The sequence below is a fragment of the Coleofasciculus sp. C1-SOL-03 genome (assembly GCF_040220555.1).
In the GTDB taxonomy this organism is placed as follows: Bacteria; Cyanobacteriota; Cyanobacteriia; order Cyanobacteriales; family Coleofasciculaceae; genus Coleofasciculus.
The window spans coordinates 18,534-36,550 of record NZ_JAVJUO010000171.1 but is presented as its reverse complement, the minus strand read 5'-3'; the positions used below and the strand labels follow the sequence as shown (position 1 = coordinate 36,550).

The window sequence follows — 18,017 nt, the reverse complement described above, 5'->3', positions numbered from 1 at the left end:
TTAGAAAGTATTAATTGGCAAGACATGGTGAAAATTGTTGGCATTAATGGTAGCCTGCGAGCTAAATCCTATAGTTATCAAGCCTTAACCTTAGCCATTCAGCGGGTGCAAGCCTTGGGCGCATCCACGGAAATTCTTGACCTGCGACAGATGCAGTTACCCTTTTGTATCGGTAGCGATGACTATCCCGGTTATCCCGATGTCGTCCGATTACGGGAAACGGTACAGGATGCTGATGGCTTAATTTTGGTTACACCGGAATATCACGGGGGCGTGAGTGGGGTTCTCAAAAATGCCTTAGATTTGATGACATTTGACCATTTATCGGGTAAAGTGACAGGGCTGCTCAGTGTTTTAGGCGGTCAAGCTAACAGTAATGCCCTCAATGAACTTCGCCTGATTATCCGTTGGGTTCATGGTTGGGTGATTCCAGAGCAAATCGCTTTTGGTCGGGCGTGGCAAGCGTTTGGGGAGGATGGCAAGCTTTTAGATGAGAAACTCTCGAAGCGTTTAGATCAGTTTGCTGAGAGTTTAGTGGATCATTCTCGTAAGCTGCGGGACGTGTTATAACAATTCTAAGTGGCTCCAGCTTGAATGGTTCTCATCTCAGGGTCATCGGAGATCAACCCCTCTGATTTTCCCGACAAATTGTATAAGGATGTTACTAAAAAATTGGCTGAACGAAGATTCGTTCAAATAGCCTGTTGGCGGTTTCCTCTTCTCGCTGTCCTGTTGCCAAAATTTAACGGAAGTGGTTTAATGGTAAGCCACTTATTCATCGCCGCTTCTAATACATTGACAAGCTAAATGTCAATACCCTTTGTATTTAATTTTGTCAACAAATATAAAATTTAGTGTAAATTTAACAATTATTTTTAGTAAACTTAAACTCCCATTTGTAAAAATTAAAATAGAGGGAGTCAATCACCTTCGCTTTGTTACTCAAGAACACCTAAGACCCATGATGATATCAGCCATTCCTTCACAACCGACGAGTGCTTCTGCTCAACGTCTTTGTAGCTATGCCAACACAACTAGCTCCCTGCAAGTGATTCGGATTGGTACCCCTAGCGCTTACAGTTTTGAGCGGGTTGTGTTTCCCGGCGATCGCCTGTTGTTTGAAGCGGCATTGGATGCTCAACTGGAAGTTTTATCAACTTATCTGGGTCAAGCGATCAAGATTGAAAAAATCCCCTGTCGCCAGTTACAGGTTGACGTTGATCAGCCTCGGCTATCAGCTTAAGAAATAGCATAAAGAAGGCATATTGGTACAGGTTTTCAAACAAAACTTAACATTGTTTGAAACTCACGTTGCCACAATAGATAAGGACTGGGGAGGACATCGGTTTCCTCCTCTTTTTTTGCTCGTTTTTGGACGTGCGATCGCGCCGAAATGCCGTATAATTAACCCGCCCCATAGCATCTGCCAGAGAAACCGCGATGAGTTACCGAATGGATCGCCGCGCCTACGCTGAAACGTATGGTCCGACTGTAGGCGATCGCATCCGTCTTGCTGATACTGAGTTATTCATTGAAGTGGAACGAGATTTCACCACGTATGGTGATGAAGTCAAATTTGGGGGCGGGAAAGTGATTCGGGATGGGATGGGACAATCTCCCATATCTAATGCCGATGGGGCGGTGGATCTGGTGATTACCAATGCCCTGATTTTGGATTGGTGGGGAATTGTCAAAGCCGATATTGGGATTAAAGACGGCAAGATTTTCCAGATTGGCAAAGCCGGAAATCCCAATATTCAAGATAACGTCGATATTATTATTGGTCCGGGGACGGAAGCCGTAGCGGGGGAAGGGATGATTCTCACCGCTGGCGGGATTGATTCCCATATTCACTTTATCTGTCCCCAACAAATCGAAGTGGCGATCGCATCCGGGATTACCACCATGTTAGGTGGTGGTACGGGACCGGCTACCGGCACCAACGCCACGACTTGCACACCGGGTCCGTGGACTATTTACCGGATGCTACAAGCGGCTGATGCGTTTCCGGTAAACTTGGGATTTCTAGGCAAAGGCAATAGTAGTCAACCCCAAGGACTTGTAGAACAAGTGTTAGCGGGGGCAATGGGGTTAAAGTTACACGAAGATTGGGGAACCACGCCAGCCACAATAGACACCTGTCTGAGTGTCGCCGATGACCATGATATTCAAGTCGCCATCCATACCGACACCCTCAACGAAGCCGGATTTGTAGAAAACACGATCGCGGCATTCAAAAACCGCGCTATCCATACCTACCATACCGAAGGCGCAGGCGGGGGTCATGCCCCTGATATTATCAAGGTTTGTGGTCAAGCTAATGTTTTGCCCTCATCCACGAATCCCACTCGTCCCTACACGATGAATACCCTGGAAGAACATCTGGATATGCTAATGGTATGTCATCACTTAGATCGGGGGATTCCAGAAGATGTCGCCTTTGCCGAGTCCCGGATTCGCCGGGAAACGATCGCGGCTGAGGATATTTTGCACGATTTAGGCGCATTTAGTATGATAGCCTCCGATTCTCAGGCGATGGGGCGAGTCGGGGAAGTAATTCTTCGCACCTGGCAAACGGCGCACAAAATGAAAGTGCAACGGGGTGTTTTATTCCCATCCTCTGGGGAAGCGGTGGAACATGATAATTTTCGGGCAAAGCGGTATGTGGCAAAGTACACGATTAACCCCGCGATTACCCATGGCATTGCTGACTATGTCGGTTCAGTGGAGAAAGGGAAGCTGGCAGATTTATGTCTGTGGAAACCCGCCTTTTTTGGCGTCAAACCAGAGATTGTAATTAAAGGCGGTGCGATCGCCTGGTCGCAAATGGGGGATGCCAATGCCAGTATACCCACACCCCAACCGATTCACAGCCGTCCGATGTTTGGCAGTTTTGGCGGTGCGATCGCGGCTACGTCGTTAACGTTTGTCTCCCAGGCGGCATTAGACCGAGATATTGCCACACAATTGAAGTTACACAAACCGACGGTTGCGGTGTCCAATACCCGGCAAGTAAGTAAGCGAGATATGAAATTAAATGATGCCTTACCGGAGATGGAAGTTGACCCAGAAACCTATCAAGTGAGGGCAGATGGAGAATTGTTAATTTGCGAACCCGCCCAGGTTTTACCGATGGCACAGCGTTATTTTTTGTTTTAGCTGAGACTGTCCAGGTACTTATCTGTTTGTTGGGCGGAGTGATAAGGGAGAGGAATGTGACCCCTGAGAAAACCCGTAGTATCCGAAGGAGAGGAAGCAGGGCAAGGATTGGGGAAATTTTGTGTAAAAATCAATCATATCATTATTGCATGGCAATGCTGGGATTTCCTTGGTAAAACCAGATGAACTTGGCACTCGGACAAACAATTGGTGGACGCTATAATATCGTGCGACAACTGGGACAAGGGGGGTTTGGTGCAACATTCATCGCCCAAGACCGACATTTGCCCAATGATCGCGACTGTGTGGTCAAGCAACTTAAACCCCAGGGAACTGACCCGTTTACCTTGCAGACGGCGCGGCGTTTGTTTGAAACGGAAGCCAAAATCCTGCATCAGTTGGGTCATCATCCGCAAATTCCCCAGCTATTTGCCTTTTTTGAAGAGAATCAAGAGTTCTACTTGGTGCAGGAACTGATTGAAGGGGATAATCTGAGTCAGGAATTTACACCGGGAACCCCGTGGTCAGACCAGCAGGTGATTGATCTGTTGCAGGAAATCCTGACTATATTAGCGTTTGTCCATCAGCATCATGTGATTCACCGCGATATTAATCCCCACAACCTGATCCGGCGTCAATCGGATGGTAAGTTAGTTCTGATTGATTTTGGCGCAGTGAAACAAGTTAGCACTCAGGTGGTGCAGGGACAATCCTCTAGCTTTACCGTGGCGATTGGTACGCCGGGATATCGACCCAGTGAACAAGCGAATGGGAATCCCCGCTTGAGTAGTGATATTTATGCGGTGGGGATCGTGGGGATTCAGGCGTTAACCGGGGTAGCGCCTCAGGAACTACCAACTGATCCCGACAGTGGAGAACTTTGCTGGCGCGATCGCACGTCGGTTCGTCCAGAGTTGGCGAAGGTTCTGGATAAGATGATCCGCTACGATTTTCGCGAACGCTATCCCTCGGCGGAGGCGGCGTTACAGGCGTTGCATGACTTGACTCAACCCACGCAGGCGACGGTGGCTTTGGGCGCGGCTTCCCCGCCGCCTGTGACTCAATCCTCTAAACGGAAGAAACTGCTTGTTGTCCTCTTAATTACCGTAGCAGTCATTGCTGGTGGCGCAGGGGCGACAGTGGCGATTATCAACTGGATTAATTCAACCAATGCGATCCAATCCTATAACCGAGGCGAAACCCTGCTGGAGTTGAGGCGGTATGAGAATGCCCTCAGCGCTTATAATCGGGCGGTGGAACTGCAACCCGACTATGCTGAAGCATGGCAAGGTCAAGGGGATGCACTGTTGGGATTGGGTAAGCCAGAAGCAGCGTTGGATGCTTATGATCAGGCGATTCAAATTCAGCGCCAGTATCCAGAGGCTTGGAAAGGACGAGGAGAAGCATTAGCCGCATTGCAGCGCTATGAAGCCGCGATTCGGGCGTTTGACCAAGTGACGGAACTGCAACCGGAGGATGTGGACACCTGGGAACGTCGCGGCATGGTACAAATGAAGTTACAGCGCTATTCGGCGGCGATCGCATCCTATGATCAGGCGTTAGAGATTCAATCCAATTATGCCTCAGCGTGGTATCAACGGGGCTGGGCATTACATAATTTACAACAGTACAAAGAGGCGATTAAATCTTATGACAAAGCCGTAGAACATCAGCCGGATTTTGCTGAATCCTGGTATCAACGGGGGAATGCGTTTGTCAATTTAAATAAACACCGTGACGCCGTGGACTCTTACCAGAAAGCGGTTCAGTTCCAGCCTGATTTTTACCGGGCGTGGTACAGTCAGGGCAGTATTTTAAATACTTTAAACCAGTATGAAGAGGCGTTAGTGGCGTTTGAGCAAGCGGTTCAACTTCAGCCCAACAGTTATGAGGCGTGGTATGGTCGGGCTTGGGCGTTGCATCAATTGCAGCGTTATGAGGAAGCGTTAACGGCTTACGAGAAGGCGGTGAAACTGAGACCCAGTTCAGATCAAGCCTGGTATAACCGGGGGAATGTCTTCTATACATTGGCACAATATTCAGATGCGATCGCGGCGTATGATCAAGCTGTTGCCCACAAACGCAGCCATTACCAAGCCTGGAATAGTCGCGCTAATGCCCTATTTAATCTGAAGCGATACAGTGAAGCCTTGACCTCTTATGAAAACGCTTTGAAATATCAACCTGATTACAAAGAGGCGAAGCGGGGGAAAGACCAAACGCAGCGTCAACTTGAGAAGTTGAAAAAGAAATCCCAGCCGCGCTCAGCCAGTAGGGATGACGAGGAAGAAACTGAGGATTAAACTCAAGTTGTCTTAAGACCAAGTTAATGATTTTTTCAATAAAATTCACATATAATGAGTATTTACTAATTGTTTTATTAATTATTTTTTCTCAACCTTGACATTCACAGATTAATGAGCCATGATATCAAGAATAAGATGAAAAATCAAGGGTTTCAGTAGGTTTATTTCAGGGAATTACTTTCTTTGATTCATACTAGATAGCGTCACCTCATGTAAATTAAAGATAACTTGCTGTCAATACGCTTATGGCAATTGCCAAGGCGATTCAGAATTGTATGACTAATATAACCAAAAGTCATTGATTTACGTTGCCGAGGAAAAATCATGCCAAAAACATCCACAAAAAATGTTAAATCTGGGTCTTCCGGACTTAGTGTGCTAAACTATCAGTTTTAATGAGCCAGGAAGCTTACCAAACAGGGACTGTAGCGTTTAATCGCCTCAAAATAAATTGAAATTCGGGTAAAAATGGTTAAAGCTATTGCTGTCCAATATTTGGGCAAATCAAACTAACAATTTAGCACACCAACTACGGAAGACCCGAAATTTATAGAGAGTTAAGAGAATTTGAAAAATCTCGTCGCTACTATAAAATTGCCTATAAAAGTGGTTGCAATCAAGCTCTTGACGGAATAGCTTTATCTTACCTCACCGAGAAAGGTGATAAAGAATTTTCTTTGGCGGCTGATACTTTTAGAGAAGCAACGAAAGATTATGAATACAAAGAAGACTATACTTTAACAAAAGAGCAATATGAAATTCTGTTTACCTTAGTAGAAAATTATCTTTATAATGAAGAAAGAAAAAGTTACTCAGAAGCCGAAAAGTGGCTGAAATTGGCGGAAAGAGCAAAATTTAATACTTTAAGTCAAGCTCAGCTCTGGTGTCCGTACCAAAAAATGAGTCACTGGCAATTTTTACTTTTGCAATTTAAAAAACTGGATTATTTGTTAAGTTTTTTGTTAAAACAACCAAAAGTTCAGGTCTTTTCAACAAGGGTTCAATATCTACAATATCTAAAGCTAAAGCTAAAGGCTTTACCGAATCCAGAATTAAAGTTAAGTGATTATGTAAATAGCCTTTATTTCGACTCTTATCCAGATTTTAAATCTTATGTGTCTGATTTAGAAAATTGCTACAAAATTAATCTATACTATAGTAGGTTAAAACAAAGTCAGAACTTTAAGAATAAAGAAGATTTTAAATATTTAAGAAATGCAATTGTAATTAATGCATTGTTTTGGCAACTATATGAAAATTTTGAAACGATAAAAATAAACAAAAATAATTATGAACAAAAAGAAGAACTTAGAAAAACTATTCATAGACTAGCTAATGAAAAAAGAGCTTATAAGATTAGAGAAAATGTAATTGAGAATTGGCTGGGTAAGCAGGAAAATGTCAATGAACCAGATGTGAATAATTCCGAATCACTAAAAGACATTGATCTGGCAATAGACACAATTGTGCGTTTTGTTGAGCAACAAATACCAAATACATCTGACAAAAAGTAAATGATGTGAATGGGCGCAGCGTTTGGGTAGAGAGTTTTGCACGAGTACCCATAAGATTATTCCCCAATGCTACTCCTGTAGCCAACTCCAAAAGACTGACGCTTCTAGCCTACGGCTGGCTTCGCTAACGCCGCTCCCCCAATAGCCTCACGGGAGTACCTCTAGGATATTAATATCTGGCGTCTTCTGTGCCAATGCGCCTACTTGACCGATGCCCGATACAGGATGTGTTTCCAAATTAACCCTTCATTTTACCTGATTTTTCCAAAAAAATCAGCAACTTCCCATTTTCTTCACAAGTAGTTTAGAATCAGCGCTTATAATCGGTACAGTATCTGTAGTTTTCTGTGACAGTTCTTATCCAAGCTTAACAAGTCCTATTAGTAACCACTTAAGTGATGCCTCGAATCCTTTTAATCGATGACGATCCCGCCATCTCGGAACTTGTCTCCATTAACCTAGAAATGGCAGGATACGAAGTTCACCAAGCGCCAGATGGAATCAAAGGTCAGGCGCTAGCACTGCAACTCCAGCCCGACCTGATTATACTCGACTTGATGCTGCCTCGCGTCGATGGCTTTACCGTTTGCCAACGGTTGCGTCGGGACGATCGCACGGCGGATATTCCCGTGTTGATGCTGACGGCGTTGGGTCAAACTCAAGATAAGGTGGAAGGATTCAATGCGGGTGCGGACGATTATCTGACTAAACCCTTTGAACTCGAAGAAATGCTCGCCCGGGTACGCGCCTTACTGCGACGCACCGATCGCATTCCCCAAGCCGCCAAGCATACGGAAATCCTCAACTATGGTCCTTTGACGCTGATTCCAGAACGGTTTGAGACGATTTGGTTTAATCAAACGGTCAAATTAACCCACCTGGAATTTGAACTGTTACACTGCTTATTGCAGCGTCATGGTCAAACAGTTTCCCCCAGTGAAATTCTCAAAGAAGTCTGGGGATATGATCCAGATGACGATATTGAAACCATTCGCGTTCATGTGCGCCACCTGAGAACCAAACTCGAACCTGATCCCCGTCATCCCCAATATATTAAAACAGTATACGGTGCGGGATACTGTCTGGAGTTACCCAGTAGTGAAGAAACCGCCGAGGCGGGATCATCCAATGCAGCAAAATCAGAATAGGGGATGTAGAGACGTAGCATGCTACGTCTCTACAGCCGTCATTAACGGTAACGTAACCGTAAATGTCGTACCGACTCCCACCGTACTCTCAACCGTAATCTCGCCGCCATGTAAATCAACCGCTTGCTTAACAATACATAATCCTAATCCTGTACCCTTAATATTACCCACATTAGCAGCGCGTTCAAATTGCTGGAAGAGTTTGTTCAGGTACTCTGGAGGTATACCAATTCCTTCATCCTGCACCTGAAACGTAACCTGTTGGTTATTCCTCGTCACTATTAACCGAATATTACCCCCTTGGGGAGAATACTTAATCGCATTGGTGAGCAAATTGGTGAGTAAATACCGTAGTAAACTTTCATCGAAATAGGCAAGGGGAAACTCTCCCTGATAACTGAAATTGAGGCTATGTTGCTGGCTAGCCAGGGGAATTAACTGTTCCCTAATAGTTTCACACAACGCAATCACATCCAAAGACTCAGGTTGAAAGTCTAATTTTCCCGCTTCAGCTTGACTCAGAGTTAAAACATCTTCCAGTAGCTGATTCATATTCGTCACCGCATTTTGAATCCGCTTAAAATGCCGAGTTTTTCGCTCATCCTCCTGATCTGCTTTTAACTGAAGCAGTTCCGCTGACATCTGGATCGTAGTTAACGGGGCGCGTAAATCATGGGACGCCATGGACAGTATCCGGGATTTATTTTGATTAATCACCTGCTCATCTGCCAACAATTGCCGCATTTTTATCGCTTGTTTATGTTGACTCAAGGCGATTTTAATCGTCGCGTGTAAGTCTCGTTCTTTAAAGGGTTTGATTACATAACCATAGGAGCCTGTGGCTTCCGCCTGCTGTAAGGTATCATCATCGGCATACGCTGTCGTATAGATAACCGGAATATCCAATTGCTGATGAATCGTAGCCGCCGCTTCAATCCCATTCATTTCTCCTTTAATCACGATATCCATGAGGATTAAATCCGGCTTAATTTCTGCCGCTTTCTGAATCGCCGCTTCTCCGGAGGAAACAATCGCATCAACGCTATACCCCAGCTTTTTCAGTTTGCGGGATAAGTTCTTGGCAATTAACAGTTCGTCTTCGACAATTAGAATATGAATATCGCTCATTTGTTTAGATCCGTTTTTGATACTGAAGTTCGCTAAATTGAATCGAAAATACTGTGCCGGGAGTGCGTTGGAGTTCAATCGTTCCTTCTAACTGTTCGATTAATGTACAAACGACTTGAAACCCCATGGATTCGGTATCCTGAAAATCCAATGCTTCGGGAAATCCGATGCCATTGTCGCTGATGACTAAGTGAATTTGCCCATCTGACTGTTGATGACAGTCGATAGCCACAATTCCTCCTTCTCGCTCATCCGGAAAGGCATGTTTGAGGCTATTCGAGACTAATTCATTAATGATTAAGCCACAAGGCGTAGCGGTTTCAATGTTGAGGAATATTGGCTCAACAGTGATGTGTAACTGAATGCAATCCTCATTAACATTATAGGAATCAAACAGATTATTTGCCAAGTCTTGGATATAGTCCTCCAGGTTAATTTGTCCAATGGTGGGCGAACGATATAATTTCTCATGAATCAGCGCCATGGAGTAAATTCGATTTTGGCTTTCTTCAAAGAGTTTGCCGATGTGAGGTTCAGTAATGGAGTCGGCTTGTAGTTCCAAGAGACTGGACACCACATTTAAATTATTTTTAACCCGGTGATGAATTTCTTTGAGTAAAACCTCCTTTTCTTTCAGTGACGCTTTGATTTGTTCTTCTGCCTTTTGCCGCTCAGTAATATCAATCCCCACAGTCACACAGACTTGACTTTGCTGATATTTCTGAGCCACGATCAAATAACTTTGGATAGTGCCATTCATCTCAAACCGCAGTGTTTGAGACGTGGTTTGAGTTGAGCTGGCAAAAAATTGGCGCAGGAACTCAGCAAAATCACCATTTTTGTCAACAAAGCCAACTTTTTGACCTAAGAAATTATCAGGCGTTAAATGATAACGCGAGGCTAAATGGCGATTAACTCCCAAATAAGTTAAATCGGCACTAATCCAAGACACTAAGCCCGGTACAGCATCTAAAACAGCTTGGAGTTGAGATTGAGACGTTTGCCATGCTTTGGTGGTAATTTCCCGTTCTTTTGCCAGGGCGATCGCCGCCGCCGCAGAACTCAACAATCCCTCTTCCAAGGGTTGCCATTCTCTGGCTTCGACACAATTATCAAAGCCAATAAATCCAAAGAATTCTCCATTGACAATTAACGGTAATGCCAGGATCGATAAAATCCCTTGGGGTGCTAAAATAGACCGTTCCGATTCCGGAAAATCTGTCACAATCCCATTAATTATACCTCCTTGAGCTAAGACATCCATCCAACGGGGGACAAAATCATGATAACTGACATTTTGTAGCGCCGGATTATCTAGTTGGGATTCAATTCCTGGGGCGCACCATTCCGCCCGTTGGCTACTAAAAAGTTGTCCTGTTTCATCACAATGATTCTCAAACACATAAATTCGGTTAGCATCGGCAATCGGGGCGAGAATGCTCAAAATTTGCTGATAAACATCACAATTAACAGGCGCGGCTAATAATTGACGCTGCACTTCAACCAACGCCGTCAAATAGCGATCGCGCTTGGCTAATGATGCTTCAGTTTTCTTGCGTTCGGTAATATCGCGACAGACACAAATCAGTCCACCCCCCTCAATTAATGTCAGGGATAATTCCTCGGCAAATGTCGAACCATCGCGCCGTTTCGACAAGGTTTCTCCTCGCCAATATCCATGTTCAATCAGCACAGGAAAAATATCGCGTTCAATGCGACTGACTTCATCAGGATAATACAAGTGATACCAGGTTTTTCCCAATAAATCCGTCGGTGTCTCATAGCCAAATATTTCCAGATGTGCTTGATTTAGATAAATATATTCACCCTTCTCATTTAAAATGCAAATTCCATCAATAGCGGCTTCAATCGCGGCTAACTGTTGATTGAGAGTTTGTTCAGAGAGTTTGCGTTCCGTAATATCCGTCAGCGTTCCTGATGTTCCTTTAATGCTTCCATCTGCGGCTAAAGTTAGCCTAGAAAACACTTCCAGCCAGCGAATATTACCGTTTTTGGTCAAATAGCGAATTTCCTGACGACAGTATTCCTGTTGACGATTAATTAGGGATTGAAATAGATCCAGATGCAGTTGTCGATCCGGCTGATGGATATAATCCCAACAAGGCGTTCCTAGACTGTCCTCAATTAAAAATTCCGTAATTTCTGTCCAAGCAGGATTCAAAAATGTCCAGTTTCCTTGAGCATCGGTTTGGAAAATAACCTCCTTGACGCTATTAATTACTGACCGATACTGTTCTTGACTCTGGCGTAACTCATCTTCCGCTTTTTGGCGGCGTTTATCATTGCGATAAGCCTCCATAATATTGGCACAAGTTGCCAGAAAAGGTTGCAGATACTCGACAAGGCTTTCATCATATCCTCCTGGTCGATTAGCAATGCCCACCATACCGACAAATTTGTTTTCAATATAAAACGGCAGTCCCAAAAATGCCATTAGCGGCGGATGATCGTCTGGGAGTTTACCCCGACCCGAATCAGTAATAGGATGGTTAATCATAACAGGTCTACCTGTGACGATAACCGCATTAAATAGAGTTTGTAGAGTATCCAACTCCATCTCCGGAACCGTTTCCTCGTTCCCAAGACTAGAGATAATGACCTGAGATTTTAGATCAGGTCTACCCCGTATCTTCATGTAAGCTTCTTCGACAAAGGCTTTACCATTCTCTGTATAGAGAATCTCACCAATGAAGCCATATTCACTATTGGTTAACCCCAAGATACTGTCCAAGAGTCCATCAAAAAGAATATGGGGATTTGCATCAGCAATAAATTGAGACTGCGCGGCGCTAATCGCTTGTAATAGCTGATTACTCTGTTGGAGAGTCGCTTGATCCTGTTGGCGTTGGATGGCTTGTTGATAGGCATCACTAATATCCCGTTGAATGACGACAATATAGGCACAGTTCCTGTGTTCATCTTGTACCAATGAACTCGATAAATCCATAATCGCCAGAGTACCATCCCGACGAATCATTTCCACATCTAAGCGATTGCTTCCGGTTGCTAAAAGTGTGGGGAATTGTTCAGCAAAGCGTTGTTTTGACTCTGGCGTCAAAAACTCATCCAGGTGATGACCAATCAGTTCAATTTCCCTATAGCCCAACTGTTCGACTGAGGCGGGATTGGTTTGCCAAATAAACCCATCGAGATCAATAACATGAATAGAATCGGGAGCGGCTTCAAACAGCGAGCGAAACCGGACTTCACTCTCCCATAACGCATCTTGAGCATATTTTCGCTCTGTGATATCATGGCGAATCGCTAGATATTGAAAGGGTTGACCTTGCTCATCTAAAAAGGGAATGATGGTCGTATCCACCCAGTAATAACTATTATCCTTTGCCTTATTTTTGATTTCTCCTTGCCAAACATTACCTTGGGCTATTGTTTGCCACAGTTGCTGAAAGAATGAGGAGGGATGATATCCGGAATTAATCAGACGATGGGTTTGACCAATTAATTCATCTGGAGAATACTGAGAAATTTCGCAGAATTTTTGGTTGGCATAAGTAATCATACCCTGAGCATCTGTAATTGCCACAATTGCCGAATAATCCAAAGCCAATTTGTGAAACTCTAACTCCTGGGTTCGCGCCTTAACGCGACGTTCGAGTTCCTGATTAAACCGTTGCAAGGCTTGATGCACTCGTTTGCGTTCCAATTCAGCGGCGGCTCGAGTCGCAAAAATCTGGAGAATGGCTAAGGCTTGTCGGGGTTCAGGGATGAATTGTTCGTGTAAAACACAAAGATTGCCAATTGGATTTCCGTCACCATCCGTCAAAGCTACACCCATATAACTATCGGCGCATAAGGTAACTAACGCCGCATCATCAGCAAACGTTTTTTGCACCTGAGTGGGACACCAATAAGTTCCTTCCGCTAACACTCGTTGGCAAGGTGTATGGGTGATAGAATAGGTAAACTTTGGCTGTAATTGACCCTTTGACCAAAATGCTAATGTCTTAAAAGAATCGCCGACTCGCTCACTAACCAGAACATGGGAAACACCTAAAGCCAAGGCGATATGGCGGACTAATTCTCGGAAAAAGTCAGCACCTGTAACGTTAGCCGTTGCTGCAAAAATATTTTTAAGGGCGGCTTCGGCTGTTTTGCGACTATTAATATCCGTGAGTGTGCCAATATATCCCAGACTCTCGCCATTGGTTCCGACTTCGGGGACAGCTTGACAAAATACCCACGTTACCTTACCGTCAGGTGTAAGAAAGCGATGCTCTGAGGTAAAAACCTGCTGTTGCTCAACCGCATCATGCCAATCCCGAATCACGCGATCGCCGTCTTGGGGGTGTAAGGTTTTTGCCCATCCTTGTCCCAGGATTTCTGCTATGGGAATTCCGGTAATTTCAGCACAGCGTTGATTCGCATACAAGCCAATTCCTTGAGCATTGGTGCGGAAAATACCCACGGGTGAGGCGTCAGCTAAGGTTGCATAACGATGCTCACTTTCCTGTAATTGTTGTTCGATCTGTTGACGTTGCGTTAATTCCGTTTGCAGTTGCTGCGTGCGTTCCTGAACTTGCTTTTCTAGTTGAATCGTGCGATTTTCTAATAACTCAACCTTTTCCCGTTGCAGTTGGCGCACTTGTTGCTTTAAACCCTGAATCACCTGATACATTTCCATCGGATTCAGGGCTTGCAGTAGGCGAGTTTGCGTCACAAGTCCCACCAATTCCCCTTGACTATTTGTTACCAGTAATCGTTGCACTCCTTGGGACAGCATTTGTTGATGCGCTATCCATAATGAGTCTTTGGGATTCAGGCAAAATTGAGGTGTACTCATCACCATTTGGGCGGAAATGGTACAGAAATCTAAACCCAACGCCTGACATTGAACTATATGGGGTTCAGTAATCATTCCCACCGGAATTGGCGATGCACTTGATGGGTTTTTCTGCTCAACAATCACCACACAGCTAATCCGATAGTTTGACATTAGCTGAGCCACATCTAAGATAGAGGTGTTCGGTTGCGTCTGAATCACAGAGGTTACCATCACATCCTCAACCCGTCGCCACCGCAATACGTTTGTTGGTTGCAAATAAGCGCGAATACTATCCGGCGTCACCACACCCTGTAAATTCCCCCCATCATCGACAATGGGTAAGTGACGAATGCGATGGTGACGAAACAGGTTGAGTGCGGTAAAAATCGTCTGAAAGTCCGACGCTTTCAAGGTAATCAAACGCCCTGTCATTATCTCAGCCACATTTACCCCAGCCAAGTTCATCCCTTGAGCCACTAATCGGACAATATCCCGTTCCGTCAGTATCCCCACCAGTTGCGTTCCCTCCCGCACCAGCACACAACTAGCGCGTCGTTCGTTGATTGGGTTAGCCTCTGGTGCTACATTGAAACACGGTAAGGAACAAGTGCTTCGGAGTTGACTCATCTGCGCGATCGCGTCTATCACAGGTGTATCGGGTACAACGGTTAGGGGTTGAGTATCAATAGCCACCTGGGGTGATGACGCAATGGGACGATCTAACGCTTGCATGGGACTTGCTGGGATAATCTGTCACAGGATAAAAAGGGGGTTCTGTTTCAGTTATTCCCAGATGGACTCGCTCAACTTTCTATTTATAGCGTTAATCTATAAAGTTTTGTAAATTAATAAGGTAAGCTTATAAAATATCGTCTTCCTGTTTCCCGTTCCCTGTTCCCTCTCCCGCCTATATGTTTAACAATCCAATCCTCTAATTAGTCAGCAAAGGAGTTAAAACCATGGCACTCACAGCCTCAACCATGTTGCCTCTAGGCAACAAAGCCCCAGAATTCCAGTTACCCGATGTGGTATCAGGCGAAACGATTTCCTTAGACACGTTTGCGGGAAAACAGGGATTAGTGGTGATATTTCTTTGTCGTCATTGTCCATTTGTCAAGCATGTTCAGGGTGAATTAGCCAAACTAGGTCGAGACTACCAGGATGCGGATCTGGGGATTGTGGCAATTAGCGCCAACGATGCCACGACTCACCCCGATGATGCGCCGGACAAATTAAAGCAAATGGCACAAGAATTAGGATTGACGTTTCCCTTGTGTTATGACGAAAGCCAGGAAACAGCGAAAGCCTATACAGCCGCCTGTACGCCAGACTTCTTTGTGTTCGATCGCGATCGCAAACTCGTCTACCGGGGACAATTCGACGATAGCCGCCCAGGGAATGATCAACCTGTGACAGGTAAGGATCTGCGATCCGCGATCGATGCGGTATTGGCACAATCACCTGTTAGTGAAGAACAAAAGCCCAGTATCGGCTGCAACATCAAATGGAAGCCAGGGAATGAACCCGCGTACTATGGCGCTTAAGGGATTAAGGCAGGTTTCATGTGTAGGGGCGGGTTTAGGGACAAACTTAACCCACAAACCAATAACCTTTCTCCAAAACCCGCCCTGCCCCCTATCACCACCGCGACATTTTTGGCGTGCGATCGCGGTTGAGAGGTTGGGATTAGGGCGGGTTTTGTTGTTTAGTTTGAGGTAGGTTTCCTGATTTAATCCCTAAACCCGCCCCTACATCTTTGGGATGCGATCGCGGGTGAGACTAAGGCAAACATGACTCAAACTTTATAGTTGCAAGTTTTCTGGATAATCATGAACCGACACTCTAGTTAGTTATTTAATGTCAAACTAATAAGGTAAATTTAATGGGCAGTTTAAATCTGAACAGCTTATAATTACCTTTTACTCAATAGAGTAAAGATAAGATGAACCTGCTGGGCATCGAAGTCTTTCTTCTGAACGACTAGGCACTACCACTATTTCAGGCGGTTTGGTAGAAGGTTTGTCTGTTCCACAAATACCATCCATTGTGATAGTTCCACCATTTTCTTTAATTTCAAATACCACCCCGGTGTAACTTTTAAGTCCAGATTCTTTAGCCGCCGCTGTAGCCATTACACCGGGTATTTGTTGGGGGGTGATAATCTGGTAGCGATAACGTTCTGTTTCTGGCGATATTCCCAGATTTAATTCCTCAATTGAGTGAGCAAAAGTACCTTTTTCTAGATAGATCATTTGCTGCATTCGATTGATTGAACGAATATGTTTTTTGGCTTCAGATTGTTTGGCTTTCGTTGCCTGATTCAGAAAATAGGGTAATACAATCGCCGCAACTGTACCTAAAATGATTAGACCCAAAAACAAGCAACCACAACCTGCAAATATCCATAGTATAAGAGGAAACTTATTTTTCTTGGCAGTTGCCGTTGATTCTACTGTCCAATCGCCTTCTGGTGGTGTTTGTGCCATCGTAATAGTTCCCCCTGATTGAACCCGTGGGCAAGCTTAATCATGTCAGAGTATTCCCATCGACTCTATTTGTCAATACAACCCTATCTGAATTTTCACGGTTTGTTAGAGTAGACTCCGCGCCTTCAGTTGTAAATAACGGTTAACCAACTGCTCACTAATCTGATTCGCTGGTGCATCTAATACCAACACCCCTTTTTGCTTCAATTGGGCAAAAGCTACCTGACGCTGGGCAATTAAATCTAACGCAACGGCACGAGAGTATGTTGTTTCTAGATCAGAAGTCCGAGTGTGAGCAATAGTATCAACTTGGGGATCACGTAATGTCACACAAAAGGGCAAATAACGCGGCGTGAGGCGTCCCATGGCTGATAAGAGTTCAGCCGAAGCGGTTACATCAACAATATCGGTAATCAAAACCACTAAAGCACGACGAGTTTGTTGATTCACTAATCGCGTCACCGCGCCAAAATAATCCGGTTCTAATAATACAGGTTGAATTGGCGTCAATCGTTCTATTAATTTCGACAACTGATGCTGACCCCGTTCCGGTGGAATCCAACTGGTCACCTCTCGGTCAAACACCCCAATTCCCACTCTATCGCCTCGATTTAATCCCGCCAAAGCCAGGGATAATGTCGCATTTAATCCCCAATCAAATCGCTTTAATCCCTGCACCTGCGCCGTCATTAACCGTCCTCGGTCGAGTAAAATAATTAAGGTTTGCTCCCTCTCTGGTTCTAATACCCGGATTAACGGACGTGAACGGCGGGCTGTGGCTTTCCAATCAATCAGTCGAGTATCATCGCCAACACCATACTCCCGAAGTTCTGCAAACTCGGTTCCCGCACCCAGGCGTCGCGCTCGGCGCATGGTTCCGGTATTTTCTAAGGTGAGGCGAATCGAAAGTTCTCGCAATCCCAGCAAATCCGGATACACCGCCACCATCTGACTGGCGGGGATTGTCCAATCCAGCCATGCTAATCCCCAGCGCCCCCGTTGTCGCACTTGAATATCTCCCCAGTGATACTCGCCGCGACGTTTAGGATGAACGGTATAGGTGAATTCCTGAGTATGATTGGGTTCCAGTTGGGCTGAAAGAGTGGATGTAGAGATGTCAAACTCTAACGGGTAGTGATCACGCAGGCGAATTCGGGCAGATGACGATCGCGATCGCACCGATAGTACCACAGGATTATCCCGCCCGATGGATAATCGATGTAACGGATAGCGTGTCACTGTCACACGATGCGGTTTAACCCGTTGTCCATCCCAAACCGCTAAACTCAGGACAACCGCATCAAACCCCAGAGTTCCCCAAATGCTGCTGGGCTGATTAAACACAACAGCGAGGACAAGGGCGATTACCATACCCAATAGCAGCAACCCATACAGACGTTGTGACGGAATAATCATATTTCATTTAAGGCTTGCTTAATCAAAGATGGCATTTTTCAAGCGCGATCGCTCTA

The 18,017-nt window shown here is 45.0% G+C and carries 11 protein-coding genes; 7 read left to right on the top strand and 4 right to left on the bottom strand.

Going from position 1 to position 18,017, the window contains the following annotated elements; all coding sequences use genetic code 11:
- The first annotated feature begins 24 nt into the window (after positions 1-24).
- From RIE73_RS26875 to RIE73_RS26850, 6 genes are all read left to right on the top strand, one after another.
- Positions 25-570 carry an NADPH-dependent FMN reductase gene (locus RIE73_RS26875; RefSeq protein WP_446404209.1) on the top strand — a complete coding sequence of 182 codons (546 nt, stop codon included), beginning with the start codon at positions 25-27 and terminating at the stop codon, positions 568-570.
- A 391-nt stretch (positions 571-961) separates the two neighbouring features.
- Entirely contained in the window at positions 962-1,243 is a 282-nt protein-coding gene (locus RIE73_RS26870; protein ID WP_446404089.1) for a DUF1830 domain-containing protein, read from the top strand.
- Between the two features lie 197 nt (positions 1,244-1,440).
- Entirely contained in the window at positions 1,441-3,159 is a 1,719-nt protein-coding gene (gene ureC, locus RIE73_RS26865; RefSeq protein WP_446404088.1) for an urease subunit alpha, read from the top strand.
- Between the two features lie 182 nt (positions 3,160-3,341).
- Positions 3,342-5,462 (top strand): tetratricopeptide repeat protein, encoded by a 2,121-nt coding sequence (locus RIE73_RS26860; RefSeq protein WP_446404087.1) that lies wholly within the window; start codon positions 3,342-3,344, stop codon positions 5,460-5,462.
- Positions 5,463-6,142: 680 nt separating this feature from the next.
- Complete coding sequence (locus tag RIE73_RS26855) at positions 6,143-6,979, top strand: hypothetical protein (RefSeq protein WP_446404086.1); 837 nt, start codon at positions 6,143-6,145, stop codon at positions 6,977-6,979.
- Between the two features lie 398 nt (positions 6,980-7,377).
- Positions 7,378-8,127, top strand: a complete 750-nt coding sequence (locus RIE73_RS26850) for a response regulator transcription factor (protein ID WP_446404085.1) — start codon at positions 7,378-7,380, stop codon at positions 8,125-8,127.
- Positions 8,128-8,148: 21 nt separating this feature from the next.
- On the opposite strand, the gene RIE73_RS26845 is transcribed toward RIE73_RS26850, so the two are convergent.
- Together RIE73_RS26845 and RIE73_RS26840 are read right to left on the bottom strand one after the other, a co-directional pair.
- Positions 8,149-9,255: a hybrid sensor histidine kinase/response regulator gene (locus RIE73_RS26845; protein WP_446404084.1), complete on the bottom strand. Its 1,107-nt coding sequence runs from the start codon at positions 9,253-9,255 to the stop codon at positions 8,149-8,151.
- A 4-nt stretch (positions 9,256-9,259) separates the two neighbouring features.
- Positions 9,260-14,791 carry a PAS domain S-box protein gene (locus RIE73_RS26840; protein WP_446404083.1) on the bottom strand — a complete coding sequence of 1,844 codons (5,532 nt, stop codon included), beginning with the start codon at positions 14,789-14,791 and terminating at the stop codon, positions 9,260-9,262.
- Between the two features lie 227 nt (positions 14,792-15,018).
- On the opposite strand from RIE73_RS26840, the gene RIE73_RS26835 reads away from it, so the two are divergent.
- The gene (locus RIE73_RS26835; protein WP_446404082.1) at positions 15,019-15,603 is read left to right on the top strand and encodes a thioredoxin family protein; all 585 of its coding nucleotides are present in this window, start codon (positions 15,019-15,021) and stop codon (positions 15,601-15,603) included.
- Positions 15,604-15,978: 375 nt separating this feature from the next.
- Here the strand turns inward: RIE73_RS26835 and RIE73_RS26830 are convergent, their stop codons facing one another.
- Together RIE73_RS26830 and RIE73_RS26825 are read right to left on the bottom strand one after the other, a co-directional pair.
- The gene (locus RIE73_RS26830) at positions 15,979-16,545 is read right to left on the bottom strand and encodes a type IV pilin-like G/H family protein (protein ID WP_446404081.1); all 567 of its coding nucleotides are present in this window, start codon (positions 16,543-16,545) and stop codon (positions 15,979-15,981) included.
- A gap of 105 nt (positions 16,546-16,650) precedes the next feature.
- On the bottom strand, positions 16,651-17,958 hold the full coding sequence (locus tag RIE73_RS26825; RefSeq protein WP_446404208.1) for a DUF58 domain-containing protein: 1,308 nt from the start codon (positions 17,956-17,958) through the stop codon (positions 16,651-16,653).
- Positions 17,959-18,017: the final 59 nt, after the last annotated feature.

What these genes read in the sequence shown, in the direction of transcription:
- RIE73_RS26875 (WP_446404209.1), top strand. Translation starts at nt 25, where the DNA reads ATGGTGAAAATTGTTGGCATTAATGGTAGCCTGCGAGCTAAATCCTAT.
- RIE73_RS26870 (WP_446404089.1), top strand. Translation starts at nt 962, where the DNA reads ATGATGATATCAGCCATTCCTTCACAACCGACGAGTGCTTCTGCTCAA.
- ureC (WP_446404088.1), top strand. Translation starts at nt 1,441, where the DNA reads ATGAGTTACCGAATGGATCGCCGCGCCTACGCTGAAACGTATGGTCCG.
- RIE73_RS26860 (WP_446404087.1), top strand. Translation starts at nt 3,342, where the DNA reads ATGAACTTGGCACTCGGACAAACAATTGGTGGACGCTATAATATCGTG.
- RIE73_RS26850 (WP_446404085.1), top strand. Translation starts at nt 7,378, where the DNA reads ATGCCTCGAATCCTTTTAATCGATGACGATCCCGCCATCTCGGAACTT.
- RIE73_RS26845 (WP_446404084.1), bottom strand. Translation starts at nt 9,255, where the DNA reads ATGAGCGATATTCATATTCTAATTGTCGAAGACGAACTGTTAATTGCC.
- RIE73_RS26840 (WP_446404083.1), bottom strand. Translation starts at nt 14,791, where the DNA reads ATGCAAGCGTTAGATCGTCCCATTGCGTCATCACCCCAGGTGGCTATT.
- RIE73_RS26835 (WP_446404082.1), top strand. Translation starts at nt 15,019, where the DNA reads ATGGCACTCACAGCCTCAACCATGTTGCCTCTAGGCAACAAAGCCCCA.
- RIE73_RS26830 (WP_446404081.1), bottom strand. Translation starts at nt 16,545, where the DNA reads ATGGCACAAACACCACCAGAAGGCGATTGGACAGTAGAATCAACGGCA.